This is a genomic window from Myxococcus sp. MxC21-1 (assembly GCF_032612255.1).
GTDB classification, from domain to species: Bacteria; Myxococcota; Myxococcia; order Myxococcales; family Myxococcaceae; genus Myxococcus; species Myxococcus virescens.
Window position 1 is genome coordinate 2,995,987 of sequence record NZ_CP123278.1, and the last position, 14,514, is coordinate 3,010,500.

Below are 14,514 nucleotides of genomic sequence, written 5' to 3' on the forward strand. Positions count from 1 at the left end.
TTTCGGGAGGGAGACGGCGGTAAAGCGGGCGCAAGGTACGGGATCAAGCTTTGTCGGGCAAGCAACGCCACCATGGTGGGCCAGGTTCCTGCCATCGGCGTTCCTACTCCACAGGAGAGCAGGCGGACATGCGGCAGCGTCATTCCAGTGTGACTGACATCGAGATCATCGAGGATTTCTCGTCTACCGCGAGATGCGACGAGGGCTTTCTCAGGGTTCGGCGGCTGCGCTGCCGCAACCGGCGCGCGGACGGTTCTTCCTCTCCCGTATACCGCGTGGACGTGGTGGATCGGCCCCGGTTGGACGCGGTGGCGGTGCTCGTCTATCGCCGCGGTGCGTCAGGCATGGAGGTCCTGACGCGGATGAACCTCCGGCCCGCGGCGTATTTCCGGAAGGACAGCCGTGACGCGATGACCGTTCCAGACCCTGCGTCTGGCTACTTGCGCGTGGAAGAAATTGTCGCGGGACTCCTGGAGCCGGAGGACAAGGGCGAGGAAGGCCTGCGTCGCCGCGCCGCGGCAGAGGTGCACGAGGAGGCCGGGTTCAACGTGAAGCCGGAGGACATCCAGCTGTTGGGCGGCGCCTTCTTCCTGGCGCCGGGCATCCTGTCCGAAAAGGTGTTTCCCGCCGCGGTGGACGTCACCGAGCTGTCACCCGAGGAGCCTGAAGGGGATGGTTCGCCTCTAGAGGAAGGCACGCAGCTGCACTGGCGTCCCATCCAGGACGTGTTGGACGCGTGCCGGCGCGGTGACATCCCGGATGCGAAGACGGAAGTCGCGTTGACGCGGCTGCTCGCCCTGCAGCCCTGAAGGGCGTGCATTGTTTTCGCACGGCCGCGTGCCGGGGTAGGGTGCGCGGCGTTCCGCAATCCACCGCAGAGGTCGCTGCATGTCGTCGCTGCCCCCCTGGCTGGCCCAGTTCCTGCCCATCCTCATCCTCCTGGGGGCCATCGGCCTCGTCCTCGCGCGCCTGCCCAAGGTGGAGCTGGGACACTCGGAGGCATTCAAGCGCCGCCGGTTCTTCAACTGGTTCCCGTTGGGCATGACGTACGCGTTCCTCTACATGGGGCGCTACAACCTCAACGTGGCCACCAGTGCCATGGGGGACCGCACCTCCAACGCGGACTTCGGCACCATCTTCGCGTGGGGCACCGCCGTCTACGGCGTGGCCTTCCTCCTCAACGGCCCGCTGACGGACAGGCTGGGTGGCCGGAAGACCATCCTGATGGCGGCCGCGGGTTCGGCGGTGGCGAACGTGGCCATGGGCGGCGTGGTGTACGCGGTGCTGACGCACAACTGGGCGCCGCCGGGCGGCCTGGTGGCGACGCTGTCGTTCCTCTACGCCGTCAACATGTACTTCCAGAGCTTCGGCGCGGTCTCCATCGTCAAGGTGAACGCGGCCTGGTTCCACGTGCGCGAGCGCGGCCTGCTGGGCGGCGTGTTCGGCATCCTCATCTCGCTGGGCATCTACTTCGCCTATGACTGGAGCCGGCTCATCGTGAAGGCGGCGCCCACGTACTGGGCGTTCTTCGTGCCCGCGGCCATCCTCGCCGTGTTCCTGGTGGTGGACTACTTCGTCATCCGCGACACGCCCAGCCACGCGGGCCATCCGGACTTCGACACCGCGGACGCGTCCTCCGGCGAGACGGGGCCGCAGTTGGGGGTGGCGGGCGTGCTGAAGCGCATGCTGACCAACCGCGCCATCATCATCATCCTCTGCATCGAGTTCTGCAGCGGCTTCATGCGCAACGCCATCATGCAGTGGTACCCCAAGTTCGCGAAGGCCACGGGAATCGGCGAGACGTTCGTCGCCGCCAACTGGGGCATGCTGCTGTGCGTGGCGGGCATCACCGGCGGCATGTTCGCCGGCGTCATCAGCGACCGCGTCTTCGACTCGCGCCGCGGCCCCGTGTCCGCCGTGCTCTATGCCGGCATGTCGGTGGGCGCCGTCATCTCCGTGTTCGTTCTGGAGAGCGTGGCCCTGGGCTGGACGGTCATCTTCATGTCCCTGTGTGTCATCGGCGTGCACGGCATGCTGTCCGGCACGGCCAGCATGGACTTCGGCGGGAAGAAGAACGCCGGCCTCGCGGTTGGCATCATCGACGGCGCCGTGTACGCGGGCACCGCGCTGCAGTCCATCTTGCTGGGGTCCATCCTGCCGATGGGTGACGAGGCGAAGACCGCCGCGAACTGGGGCAACTGGCCCTACGCCATGCTGCCGCTGTCCTTCCTCGGGCTGCTGCTGGCCACTCAGGTGTGGAACGCCCGGCCCCAGCCGAAGTCCACGCCCGTGCCGGCCACGCTGCCGGTGCCCCCGGCGGCGCCAGCGAATCGGACCGGTACTGGCGGGTAATATCCGTGTGGCCCCAACGATGTGTGACGTTGGGGTCACTCCCGCGTGACAGGGATGTAGCGTAGACTCCGGGTGTGTCCCAGTCACCCGCACCCCTGCAGAGCCGCTTCGAGGTCCACGACCGGAAGCAGTTTGAGATCAAGCTCGAGTATCAGCCCTCCGGGGCGGATGAGACGCGCTACCTCGTCGAGGCGTATCTCTTCCTGCCGGGGAGCCTGAACATCGACGCGGAGACGTACCCGCGGGCGGACTTCTACGCGAACATCCACAACTACGTGCGCTTCAAGACGCCGGTGATGGCGGTGAACGAGCTGCTGAACTCGGACACCTCGCCGCTGGTGCGCCTGGAGGCGTGGCTGCGCACGGGGATGGGGTCGGAGAAGGACGTCGTGTACCAGGCCAAGCTCCTGTCCTGCGTGCTGCGCGGTGCGCTGCGCCGCTTCGCCACCGGGGTGGAGTCGCGGTGCGAGGGCCCCGCGGCGCTGACCACGGACGCGTGCGCGGTGCTGGAGTCCGAGATCCTGGCCATGCAGGCGGGTGTGACGCAGGTGCTGGCGCGCTTCCGCGTGTGGCTGCGCGCGGTGGGGGAGTTGCACCTGCAGGAGCGCTCGCGGGCGTCGCTGCGGCTGGTGGACGAATACGTCAGCCTGCTGGTGGAAGGCGGCTTCCGGCGCTCGGTGGCGGACATGAAGTCGCTGCCTCGCGGCGAGCCGTGGCATGGGCTGCGCAAGGGGCTGATGGAGGCGGTGCTGCGGGAGGAGGCGTACCGCAAGGAGCACCGGCTGCGCAGCGTGCTCAGTCCAACGGGGGACAACGAGGAGTACATTCTTCGGCTGGGCTTCCTGAAGAAGTTCTGCATGAACGTGCTGTTCCTGTCGTCGAAGCGGCGGCAGAAGCGGCAGGGCTGGGAGGAGATGCTCTTCGCGCTGGCCGCGGGCATCGCGATGACGGTCGCCACCGCGGTGGCCTTCTGGGCGCAGGAGCGCTACGCGCAAGCCAGCCTCAACTTCTTCCTCATCCTCGTGGTGGGGTACATGGTGAAGGACCGCATCAAGGAGGGCCTGCGCCGGATGCTCAGCCGGGTGGCGGCCATGCACCTGGCGGACCGGACCACGGACCTGGTGGACCCCGTCACCGGGCGTGTCATTGGCGCGTGTGAGGAGCGGGTGGACTACGGGCCCTCGCTGAAGGTTCCGGACACGGTGGCGGCGCTGCGCCAGCGGGATGACTTCCTCACCGCGACGCAGGGCGAGCTGTCGGAGACGGTCATCCGCTACCAGAAGCAGATTGTCCTGGATGCCCGGCACCTGCCGCGCACGCAGCGCGGCCTGACAGGCGTGACGGACATCCTCCGCCTCAACGTGGAGCGCTTCCTGCGCGACATGGACGAGCCGGAGCTGGCGTTGGAATACGTGGACCTGGCGGACCTGTCCGTGGGCCACATCCGCGGCACCAAGCGCTACCCGGTGGACATGGTGTTCCGCTTCACGGTGGTGGAGGAAGAGAAGGACCGCAGCCAGGACTCCGTCCAGTTCGTGCGGCTGGTGCTGGACCGCAACGGCATCCAGCGCATGCAGCGCTTCACGGACCCCGGCCCCGGAATGCCGCCCAGCCGTTCGGGGTGGAAGTCCGCGGCCTGAGGCTCCCGGCGCTGATGCCGGGAGCCTCCTGCGGCTCAGTCGTTCGCCCTGTGCTGGCGGAGGGCTGAGCGTCCGCGCTGCACGAGCCAGGCGAGGCCCATGGCGATGAGCGCCATCTGGAGCGACGACACCGCCACAAACGTGAGTTGAGGCACCAAGACTGCGGCGAGTGACGCCCGGTCCTCAATGAGCCATAGCGAGATCATTGACGCGTGGAATGCGGGAAGGTTGAGCCCCAGCGTCCAGTGGTTGATGGGGACGGAAACCTCATCCGTGAACATCCGTGCTCGCTCCAGCAAGGAGCCTTCCCCTGCGCCGTGTAGCGCATGGAGCAGGGTGATGAGATAGAGCAGTGCGCTTGCCGCGGAGGCGGCGGCGCCGGCCCATCGTGTGGCACGAAGCTGGGCCCCACGCACCTGGGCACGCGGAGAATGGGGTGTCTCTCTCGTCAAGGCGCCTTCCTTTAGGGGAGCGTCATCGTGTGTTTGCCGGTCAGTTCGCGTGACGCTCCAAACGCGGTTACCACCGAACTCACGGATGATCCTCTGTCGCCTGCTCCATGATGACTGCCGACAGCGCTGCCGAGCGTGACGTTTGGGAACTTCTTGGAAAATTCCTCCAACGAGCCGTATTTCTGGATAATTTGGTCGGCGAGCGACTCGGCCCGTCGGTCTCCGAAATTGTTGTTTCCACCAGCAGCCAGCGGGTACTTGTCACCGATGAGGTTGACGATGACGAGGTGCTCCGAGTTCTTCGCGGCGGCCTCAAGTTTGTCCATGATCCGGTCGACGCGTGCCCCGTACACGACGACGTTGTTCCACTTGACGCCTTGGGCGCCTTCTGGCCCAGCGGCGGCCGCCGCGAAGATGGCGGCGTCTCCTCCCAGGCTGAACCCCACGAGGTTCTTCTGGGCTTGATCCCCATGGACGTGGTTGGTGGCGAAGGCTATCGCGCGTGTTGGATCCTTCTCCATATAGCCATTTCCATGGATCCTATCGGGGACAACAGTCCGTACGTCCGGCAGGAGGGCCCTCATGGTGTTTGCCAACAACGTCACGCCAGAGGCTCTTCCTGGACCACCACCGTGGAGCACCACGGTGTCGAGCCCTGAGGGATCGACGAGGTTGAGTGGCGCGTTGCGAGCGTAGCCATATAGGTTGCATTCGACCGGTTTATCGCTGCACCTCTCCAGATCTTCAAGATAGAGCGGGTCGGGAGTGAGGAACAGGTTGAGCGTGGGGTCGTAGTCGCGCATCCCCATTCGAATGACTCCCAAATCAGCATCGTAGCCGTTCTGCGTATAGTCGAGTGCTGCGGCAATGTCGGGATGGGTGCTTCGGTTTCCAAATGGAGATACCCAGCGTGTCGTCCCATCGGTGTCAGCCACGATGGAGCCCCGCAGGTCGGTTGCTACCATCTGGAACTGACCATTCTTGATCAGTCCCGCGAGCTGACCGCCGTAGCGGAAGGGCTCGGTGAGGCCGGTGGCATCCAGATAGACGCCCCCGTCGAGGTAGCCTGCAATGGGATTCCCTGCTTCAAGCTTGAGGAGGCGCTGGCCAGTCTCGTCGTAGAGATAGGCCCACTGTCCTTGAGGGCTCGTCGCGGTGGCAACCTGGCCGTTGGGCCCGTAGGCGAGCGACAAATCTCCCTTGGATACGATGCGCCCCATGGCGTCGAATACGTGAGAGGTGCCGCCGACGGTGAGGGTGTTGCCCTGGCGCGAAAAATTCCTCCGCGCTCCTTGCTCTTCAATGAAGGTGGGCAATCCGGAATCATCGAAGCCGTATTGATAGGCGTGCTGTGAATCGACGGCGCTGACGAGGAAGCCTTGTGGAGAGTGGCCGTACTGACGTTGAAGGTGAGTGCCGCCGATGGAGAACGACTCATGACTCATGAGCCCGCGAGCATTCAGACTCAGGGAAGTGGAGGCGCTCCAGTTGAGTCCGACCTGGGTGAGTGAAATCACATCTCGCGTCAACGGGTCGTAACCCAACGAAGCGCTGCCACCTGCTGAGAATGCGATGGTGGTTGGCTGCCCATTCTCGTTGTAGTCGAGTAGGGCCAAAAGCTGACCATCCAGGTGCAGCTCCGAGAGTTGTCCGTAGGTGTTCCAATGCCAGGACTTGGTGTTGCTCGATTGAAGAGGTCCCTGCGGGCTCCACAACTTCAAGGTTTCGGTGCGTACGGCGCCATTGGCGGCGTAGGAGTACATCCACTCGACCGTGTGCCATCCGTCGAGTTGAATGATTCGCCTGGAGACCTTGCCATCTGCGCGATACTCCAGCCGTTTGGTGTAGCCCTCGCCCTGAACCGTGGAAACCAGTCCCAAAGTGGTACGGAGCGTCGGATGTTCAGGACTGGTGCCATCATGATAATAACGATAAACGAGCGGAGCGCTGCCAACGAAGTCCGCATGCGTCTCGCTTTCAAGTCTGCCCACTGGATCGTGCGTGAACGTGACCTGTCGTTGCACGACCCCCGAAGGAGACGAGAATCGCTTGAGCACGGGAAGACCTGAGACCATGTCGTAGGCGTATTCAATATTCGCGACGCCTTCGCGAATCATCAGCGATACCCGGCCGTGATCGTCGAAGTGCGCTTGGTGCATGCTGCCATCTGGCAGTTCGACTTGGCGAATGCGCCCCAGGGCATCGTAGCGATATTTGTGGCGAACGTTGGCCTCGTCTTCGCGAGCGACGATACGCTCTGAGGCATCCAGGGTCACTTGCGTGCGGTGGGTACCGTTCTCCCAGGCGGTCCGGTGAAGCTGGCCCGCCTCCAAACGAAGAGCTGTTGCGACCTGCTGCTCAACACCCGCATGAAACGACCTCGCCGTGGCGACAGCATGGCCATGAGAGGACTTGCGAGTGAAGTCAACGGGTTGCCCATTGGCGAAAAGCGCCGCGTAATCCAGTGCAAGCACGTTTTCGGTGCCTGGCATCGAAGGGCGCATGAACGTTCGGGTTTCAGCAACGGAAGCCTTGCGCTCGACCAGCCCGTCGAAAACCCAGCCTTCAGGGATCCGTGTTGCCTCCGTGACTTTCTCACCTGCCGCAGTGGCGTAGAGGACGCTGTCTTGTGCCGCTCCGTCCTGTTCATCGACCAGGCTCGACATGAAGATGGATGCCGGGACGACGCCGGTGGCGTACTGATAGCTGTAAGTCTGCTTCGGTTGGATCTCTGAACCAGCGAGGTCGTCCCATTCCTTCTGGAGACGCTCCAACCCATCGTACCGGAAGTGACGTGTGTATTGCTGCGCTCCGCGGTCCTTCTCCAAGGAAAGAATCGTGTCGCTGACCGGATGCCGCTGCATCACTTGGGTGACCACGCCATCCGGGGTCGTGATCTGTCGAAGGATGCGGGTGCCTGGATCGTACGCGAAGTGCGTGGTGCCTCGGCCCGGCATGGAGATTCCCGAAACCATGTAGTCAGACGAGTAGGTGACGTGCTGTAACGTCAGGGTTTGGGTTGGCGTGATGCTGTAGACATCCGTGGCGAGGCCGACTGCGTTGCGTGCAATCTGGACTTCGTGACGGAAGTCGAGCGTGGGATCCACGTGGGTGCCAGTGTGGCGGATGGTCTCCTCCACGCAATGCAGCGCGGGGCCGAACCCAGAAATTGTTGCACGTGACTTCTCGACGAGCAGTGTTCCGTGCTCATTCGTCTGCTTCACAGTGGATGGGCAGACTTCCATTTCGTAAGCCAGGTACTCTGTCTTCTCCACAGATGCGAGTTGGCCCGCGGTGTCGGACGCCCAGCCACGCAGGTTCTCCTTGAGCCGCTTCCTGTTGATCCCACGGAAAGGGGCATCTTCGTAAACCCACTGTGCGAAAGCATGGACTCCGACGGTGAGCGGGTCTTGTCGAACTTCCTTGGTCCTCAGTCCAGAATAGTCATCCGCATTGAGGAATTCGATGTCATGCGATTGTATGTTCGTAGTGCGCGTAACCTTGTTGAATCCAACGAGGAACTTCCCTCGTGTGTGGAGGGTGGGCTCCAGGTGGCTGTAGGTGAATCGAACCGTATCATGGCCGGAGGACGCTACCTCCATCGCGGCGAGCAGCGGCTGGCGCTGCCGTGCTCCAGGCGTGGCGTTGCTCTGCGCATACTCGAAATGCAGCACCGTTCCTTTGCCGTCGTCGGCGGTACGCATCAGCCCGGTACCCGGCGTGTCGAGAGTAATTCGATACGCGCGCGTGACGAACTGTTCCATCCTCGTATAGGAAACCTCGACGTCGCCACTGCCAGAAAAATCCGCGATGACGGGGCGACTGAAGGTCATGCCTACGCTAGCGAGCGCCGGTACGGGGACTTCCTGGAAGCGGGTCCCAGTGTTGACGGCCAGCACGGTCGCTGGGCTGGAGACCCGGGTGAGGAGAATGTCCGTGAGCCCATCGCGGTTGATGTCAATGAAGTTGAGTTGGAAATCGGAGAGATTCGTGAGGGAGAGGCCCGAAAGCGTCCGAATTTCGAACGCTTGGCCATTCTGCAGAAAGGAGGCATTCCCCAATCCGAACCAGACCATGATTCCGCCGCTGTACCGGGAGACAATGTCTGGCAAACCATCGCCGTTGAAGTCGTGAAGCCATGAGGCGTTGGGGGAGATGCTGGGACGGAGCGCTCCCTGAATCGGAGCGCCGAAGGCGTAGGTACTCCCGGTACTGATATTCGGAAGAATACGGTACTCGCCGCTGCTGACACGAACGAGATCAGGCTGATGATCCTTGTTGATGTCCACCAATTTGACGTTGGCTCCGAGTTCCCAGTCTCCAGGGATCGTCTGGTTCGCCAGGAATTGACCCAGGCGACTGCAGACGGTGAGCGCCGTTTGTGTCCGCAGGGACGACGGTTGGAGGCTTACGACCTGGTACTCGCCGTCAGCCCGAAGCTGCGCGAGGTTTCGAGGCAGGTTGTAGGAGGACTGGGGACCACGGCAGGCCAACACCGTGTCAGGTGGCCGTGGGGGGAGCGGCTCGTAGATGAAACCATCATCCCCCTGGACCAGCAGCGTGTTGCCCGCATGGTGCTCGATGTCAATTCGACCGTCTTCATTGATATCGAGCAGGGTCCCTCGGTTAGGCTGGAGCGCGTCCGATGAAAAGGACGTGAAGAGCGCATCGAGCTTTGGTACGCGTTCGAGAGACGCCGCGGAAAGCCGCTCGGAGGCAAGTTGATATGTGTATGTTGCTGCAGGGGCGGTTTGCCCTGACGCAAAGCGCTGGACAACCGATTGAAGATAAAACGATGGGCCGAGTTCCTCCGCCTGCCAGGTGGGCTCGTGCCGCCAGCGCTCCTCGAAGGAGCCGGTGACGGCATGTTTCGTTTGCGAGATGACGGTGGCCACCCTCCGGTCAAGCGTCAATTCCTGGCCTGAGCGAAAGTCTCGAAAAGGACGGGGAATCGGTTCGTATTCCAGCAGGACGCGGTGCTGGAAGTCATCCCCGACGCCACCATAGGAAACCATCTTGAGGAACATTCGTCCCGAAGCATTGGCCTCATAGTCGAAGCGGGTTTTTCGCCCCGTTGCGGTGACGACCTCCTCGAGGAACCAAGACCAGGTCCCGCGGGGGGTGACAATCCGATGGTCTCCTCCGAATTTCCAACGGCTTCCGTCGGGGGGGTACGCGACCAGGGTGTCCCCGAGATGCTCAAGGCGAATCGTCGAATCCAGGCCGCTGGGATACCAGTAGCCGTCGTTTCCTGGAACGAACCGGCCCCAGGGACCGGCGAGTTCATCGGTGAGGTAGTCGGGGCTGCCTTTCACGCGCCATCGCGTGAAGGAGAGGGCGTTCTGCCAACCTGCGCCCCATTCCGACAGTCCATTGTCCACAGCGTAGGTGGGGAAGAATGTCCCCATGGGAGCGCCGCGCTCCGTGGGGAATGAAAAGGGTCCCGGCAGGCTGAAGGCTCCGCGGCTGACATCGGCAGGACCAAACGTGATGCTGGCGAGCTGGCCTGCAAGGGAGCCGCGCCGCGGCTCGCTTAGTTCGGGGGCCTGGACTTTTGCGTCCAGCGAGGAGGAGGTTTGCGCGAATGCGTAGGGTGCTGCAAGAAGCCCATGCAGCATGAGCGCGGTTGAGAGCCGCACGTGTTTCATGAAGTACCTCGGATGTGTATCGATTGTTGCAGATGGAAATAGGGGGGCGGACATGCGACAACTGTCCGCCCCCACAATGGACGCCAAGCGCCCTTGGCTACCGCATGTCTGATTCGACGCTCAGCAGTCCTTGGCTCGTGAGCGCAGTTCCCGGGTGGCACGTCCGGATCCACGTCATCGGTTGGGTGAGCTGCCGTGGCTCGACTTGGAACACGAGGACGAGCTCGCTGATCATGTCAATGAGGGGGGGCTCGTCCAATCTAACGGGTGCGAACAGCACTGTTCCATCGACATCGAACTGGGTGAATGGGGATAGGCCATTCCCAACTCGTTCAGGAAGGGCATGTTTTTCGAAAGTGCCTAGTGCATCGCTCGCCGTGCCATATGTCACGGGGAGGCCTCCAAAATGCCACTCCGCATTGCTCTGTTGATACGTCTCCAAGCCCGCGAGTGTGGGGAATGCGAGTTGTGAGCCGAATTGAGTCAGCGCCCGTGTTGCGAGCGCGCTGCTTAGGACAACTCCGTCCGTCACATGAACGCGGGCGAACAGGCCCATGGCGCGGATGATCGGAGAGCCTTCCATACAGAACAACTGCGCGTGTCCGCCGGAGGCCGTGTAGAAGTCTTCGGGGAGCACCGTGAATGGAGCGATGCCGGTTGTCAGCAGATGGTCCCATACCTGCGCAGCTCGTGAATCACTGACTTTCCGATAAGGCGTGTCGGCCTGGACGCCCGGACGCGGAAAGCTGAGTGCGACGACCTTCGGAGTCAGGTGATTTGCCGCTGCCCTCGCGGATGCGAACTTGTCGCGGATGTCGAACTCGACGTCGAGGATGGACTCGGCGCGATCCAGTGCCGGTGCCATCCAGTCCATGTCGACCAGATGCATGAGGCGAGCTCGGGCGGCTGAGTCATTCGTAAGAGCGGTGAAAACGCTTGGATAGCGTAGGTGGATGATGGGGTAGAGGTACTGATTGAGGCCGGACACCACTTCGCGAGTTCTCGAATCGAGTTGAGCGCCGTCCAGGTTTCGCAGGTTCCAAAGTGGAAGCATTCGTACCCACCGGGATTCGGCCTGGGCGGAGGCCAGTTCGTCGCGGAGCGCTCGGAGTTCCAGGGCCAACATGTCCTGCTCCCGCCTGACTGCGAGAATCTCCACCTGTCTCTGGAGGATGGAGAGGTCATGCTCCAGCCAGGCCGAGAACAAACCGTTGAAGGTGGTGGGGATCTTCGAAGGGTCGTTCACGTTGCAATTGCATTCGGTAGAGAGCCGGGCGAACGCTTGACTCCTCAGCGCTGATAGATCCTGAGGATGCAGTCTTCCCTGCCTCAGGTAGTCCGGGAACTTGCTGCGGAGGTCTTCCCGCACGGCTGCCATGGCTCTGCCCAGTTGCTGGATGCTGGCGGCGAGGGGACGAGAATGGCTGATGTTGACGGTCAGGCTGCCGGCTGCCGTGGGGCCACAACCCGTTTTGTCATTGACCACCAGGTAGAGGTCCGAAGCTCGGTCGATCGCGATGGATGTATGCGGCGCCTGGACGGGATGGATGTTCCGGATGTGGCGGCGCAGAGCCTGCGCGGGAGCCGTTGGACGTTCGACTTCCACGAGCAGCAGGCTGCCTGCTGGAAGTTGTGGGAAGGGGGTATTGGCTGCGCGGAGTCCGGTGGTGAATGCCGCGACACTGCGGCTTTCTGTGCCGTTCGCATTGTTGTCGACCTCTGTTGTGGAGCTCCGCTCACCCCAGTCCCAGTTCAGGCACCCTTCGGCCTTGACGTAGGCCTTGAAAGAGGCGCCCCATGCACCTTCGACAATGCTGGGGGAGCCATATGAGGCCTCCATGCCCGCGCAGGTGGAAGCCGTTTTGTCGAACGTCCTGTAGGTGCCGTCTTCCTTTACGGTCTGTTTGGAGACAGCCTGGAAGTTGCTGTTCTGGAGATTGACGAGGAACCCCTCGGGACCTGTGAGAACAGGGATTGTCTGGGAGCCATTGGGTCCCTGTTCTGTTCGGGTGACAAGGATGGGTTTCGTCGTGTTCGGGCTTCCAGGCAGCCTGTGGGTTCCCTGACTGATTGCACAGGTCGGCGACCACTGTCCGGTCACTGTGACCGTTAGGAAGTCACCGGCTTCTGTGGCCTTCATCCAAGGCGTTGAACCATTCGTTCTTGCTGCAATGTCAGCGATGCGGGTCTCAGGGTCGGGGCTGCCTCCCGCGTAGACCGCATTGCCAGCACTGAGCATGATAGGGGGGATGGTGTCTTGATGGATGAGCTGGTTCAAATCCGTGGTCGCGACCACTTCATCGAAAGCGCTCATGAAGTCGCCCTGACGCACGTTGGCGACCTCTACGTTGTTGCGCAGGCCCGCCAGGTCTTTCGACACAACCTTCATGCGCTCGTGAAGCGCGGTGATTCGCCACATTCCCGATGTCTCGGCCTGCTGGGTCTGCAGGTTTGCAAGCAGGTTTTGAATCAGTGCGGTCCGGGTGGAGGTGTACTCAGAGACCCTTTGGCTGAGGTTGTTACGGAGCTGGTTCAGGTCCCCGTCGAGCGCCTCTTGCTCCAGCGAGCTTGTATTCATTCCCCGGGACAGGACGTTCCGATGGAGCGAGTCGAACAGGCCATGCGCTTCATAACTCGTGCTCCGGGCGTGAGCCTCTCTCAAGAGTTGGGACATTCCCAATGCAATCTGGGGTATCTGCTCATGACTCAAGGTTCGCAAGGGAGCGCCAGAGGGCAGTGGGTACTGTCCCAGGGCGTCTGACATGGCCGCCGCCAGGCGTGAATGCTGATTCACGATGGCCTGAAAGACTGCTCGCCACTCGCTGCGGACCTTGTTCGAGCTGTTGAGTGCACTCTGCAGCGCAGCCGCGTCGTCGAGCAGACTGAGGAGGTTCCAGAGCTGGCTCACCTCGGTGCTCAATTGGCCGCTGGCGCAGGTGAGATAGCGACACGCAAGGTCGTGGGACGCGCTTGCGACCCGGAGCCGATCCACCATCCCGTGAAACGCGTCGCTCATCACCGGGAGGAGGAGTGCGGATTGGACGTAGGACTCCGGAGCGAATGCACTCAGAAGGACTTCTCGGTCCACTTTCATGTAGGCCGCGGAGAGATCGTCAAGGGCTTCCGGGGAGAGTGTGGTGCCGACTTGCTGCTCGCTGTCGTACGCGCCCTTCCAGAAGGCGCTCATCAGCACGCTCAATTCTTCCCAGAATTGAGGGGGAGCCTCCAGGTAGTTATCACTCGCATGGAGAACGCGGAGCGAGTGGTACCGCCATCTTTCGAGGGCGGCCAGATTGTTGACCAGCGTTTGCTGCCGGGGCGCGCCGCTGGGACCGTGAGGTGCCGCGAAGACCTTCTTCAGCAGGGAGATCGAGACATCTCGGTAGGGCAGCGCGTACGGCTGAAGTCCGCACTGCGGGTCGAGTGGTGCATTCTCGATGAAGTCGAGGCATTCATCCAAGAACTGGCGGGTGACTGCGACCTGGACGTGATCCAGTGAGAGGGGGTGGCAAACCGTTTCAAGGAATGAACGGTCGTGCTCAATCGAGGGATCACAAGTCGGACTCACCTCGGGAACCATGAGGTCATTGTTACAGTTCGAGCCAAAGCGACTGTTGCGATAGAGACTGAGGGCATCGGCCAGGTTCGCCGCAGTCAGCGCATCGCCCCGCATCTCGATGAGTCGGCGGAGTTGGCTGGCGGTGACGTTGCGTTCCACTCGGTCTGACTTTGTATCCCTCATGAGGCGATTGAGTCGCAGCCTGATGCAGGCGTACTTCGCATTTACGTCCGAGTCATCCTGCATTGGAAGGTGATCGCAAGTCGAGCAGTGAGGGCTCAGATCAATGGCTGCCGCGGTGTCGTGGGTCGCCTTGAGGGACTCCAGCGAGAGTCCTCGAGGCGAGGTGTTTGTCGCGCCATCGTTGGCGAGTCCGCATTCGCTTTCCGTCGGGGCGGGGCCGTGGCTCTCGTGTCGGCAGAACCCATGGATGGGCTTGGTGGTGTCGTCGCATTGGGCGGTATAGGTCTCGCAGGGCGCTTCGGCTCTCTGGTGATAGAGCGGGACGTTGTAGAGCGTGACGTAGCACTGCTGGGTGAAGCGCGCGACGTTGCCTTCGCCAATGAGAGTGATGGCACCTTCGCTCCAGGTCGACGTCACGGTGTTGTGCCATCCGCCCTGGAGCGAATCCCTGACTGTGTTGACGCTGGCGCTGCATCCGCCCTGGTTGTCGTAGTCGTACTCGTCGAAGTACTGGCAGCCTTGTCCCGGCATGCACTCCATGACGGAGTATCGGGTTCCTTCGATGATTGGAGCCTGGTTGATGGTTTGGAATCGCTCGATCCCGAATGCCGGGTCTCTACAGGTGTGGTGGTACGTGCACGTTCCTTGCTCGTACCCAATGACAGGACACGCGCTCGAGT

Annotated in this window: 6 protein-coding genes; 3 read left to right on the top strand and 3 right to left on the bottom strand. The window is 62.2% G+C overall.

The genetic code is table 11. From position 1 onward, the window contains the following. Positions 1-128 precede the first annotated feature (128 nt). From QEG98_RS13890 to QEG98_RS13900, 3 genes are all read left to right on the top strand, one after another. Positions 129-809, top strand: coding sequence for an NUDIX hydrolase (locus tag QEG98_RS13890; protein WP_090489107.1), 681 nt, complete (start codon positions 129-131; stop codon positions 807-809). A gap of 79 nt (positions 810-888) precedes the next feature. Further along, a complete protein-coding gene (locus QEG98_RS13895; RefSeq protein ID WP_316567045.1) occupies positions 889-2,352 on the top strand; it encodes an MFS transporter in 1,464 nt (487 codons plus the stop codon). Between the two features lie 74 nt (positions 2,353-2,426). Next, positions 2,427-3,992 (top strand): hypothetical protein, encoded by a 1,566-nt coding sequence (locus QEG98_RS13900; RefSeq protein WP_316567046.1) that lies wholly within the window; start codon positions 2,427-2,429, stop codon positions 3,990-3,992. A 35-nt stretch (positions 3,993-4,027) separates the two neighbouring features. Here the strand turns inward: QEG98_RS13900 and QEG98_RS13905 are convergent, their stop codons facing one another. The 3 genes from QEG98_RS13905 to QEG98_RS13915 form a co-directional block, all read right to left on the bottom strand. After that, entirely contained in the window at positions 4,028-4,273 is a 246-nt protein-coding gene (locus QEG98_RS13905) for a hypothetical protein (protein ID WP_090489101.1), read from the bottom strand. A 182-nt stretch (positions 4,274-4,455) separates the two neighbouring features. Next, positions 4,456-9,852 (bottom strand): RHS repeat-associated core domain-containing protein, encoded by a 5,397-nt coding sequence (locus QEG98_RS13910; protein WP_316567047.1) that lies wholly within the window; start codon positions 9,850-9,852, stop codon positions 4,456-4,458. A gap of 337 nt (positions 9,853-10,189) precedes the next feature. Next, a complete protein-coding gene (locus QEG98_RS13915; protein ID WP_316567048.1) occupies positions 10,190-14,365 on the bottom strand; it encodes a seawater-induced protein 61-2 in 4,176 nt (1,391 codons plus the stop codon). Between the last annotated feature and the right edge of the window lie 149 nt (positions 14,366-14,514).

What these genes read in the sequence shown, in the direction of transcription:
- QEG98_RS13890 (WP_090489107.1), top strand. Translation starts at nt 129, where the DNA reads ATGCGGCAGCGTCATTCCAGTGTGACTGACATCGAGATCATCGAGGAT.
- QEG98_RS13895 (WP_316567045.1), top strand. Translation starts at nt 889, where the DNA reads ATGTCGTCGCTGCCCCCCTGGCTGGCCCAGTTCCTGCCCATCCTCATC.
- QEG98_RS13905 (WP_090489101.1), bottom strand. Translation starts at nt 4,273, where the DNA reads ATGTTCACGGATGAGGTTTCCGTCCCCATCAACCACTGGACGCTGGGG.
- QEG98_RS13910 (WP_316567047.1), bottom strand. Translation starts at nt 9,852, where the DNA reads ATGGGGACATTCTTCCCCACCTACGCTGTGGACAATGGACTGTCGGAA.
- QEG98_RS13915 (WP_316567048.1), bottom strand. Translation starts at nt 14,365, where the DNA reads ATGCCGGGACAAGGCTGCCAGTACTTCGACGAGTACGACTACGACAAC.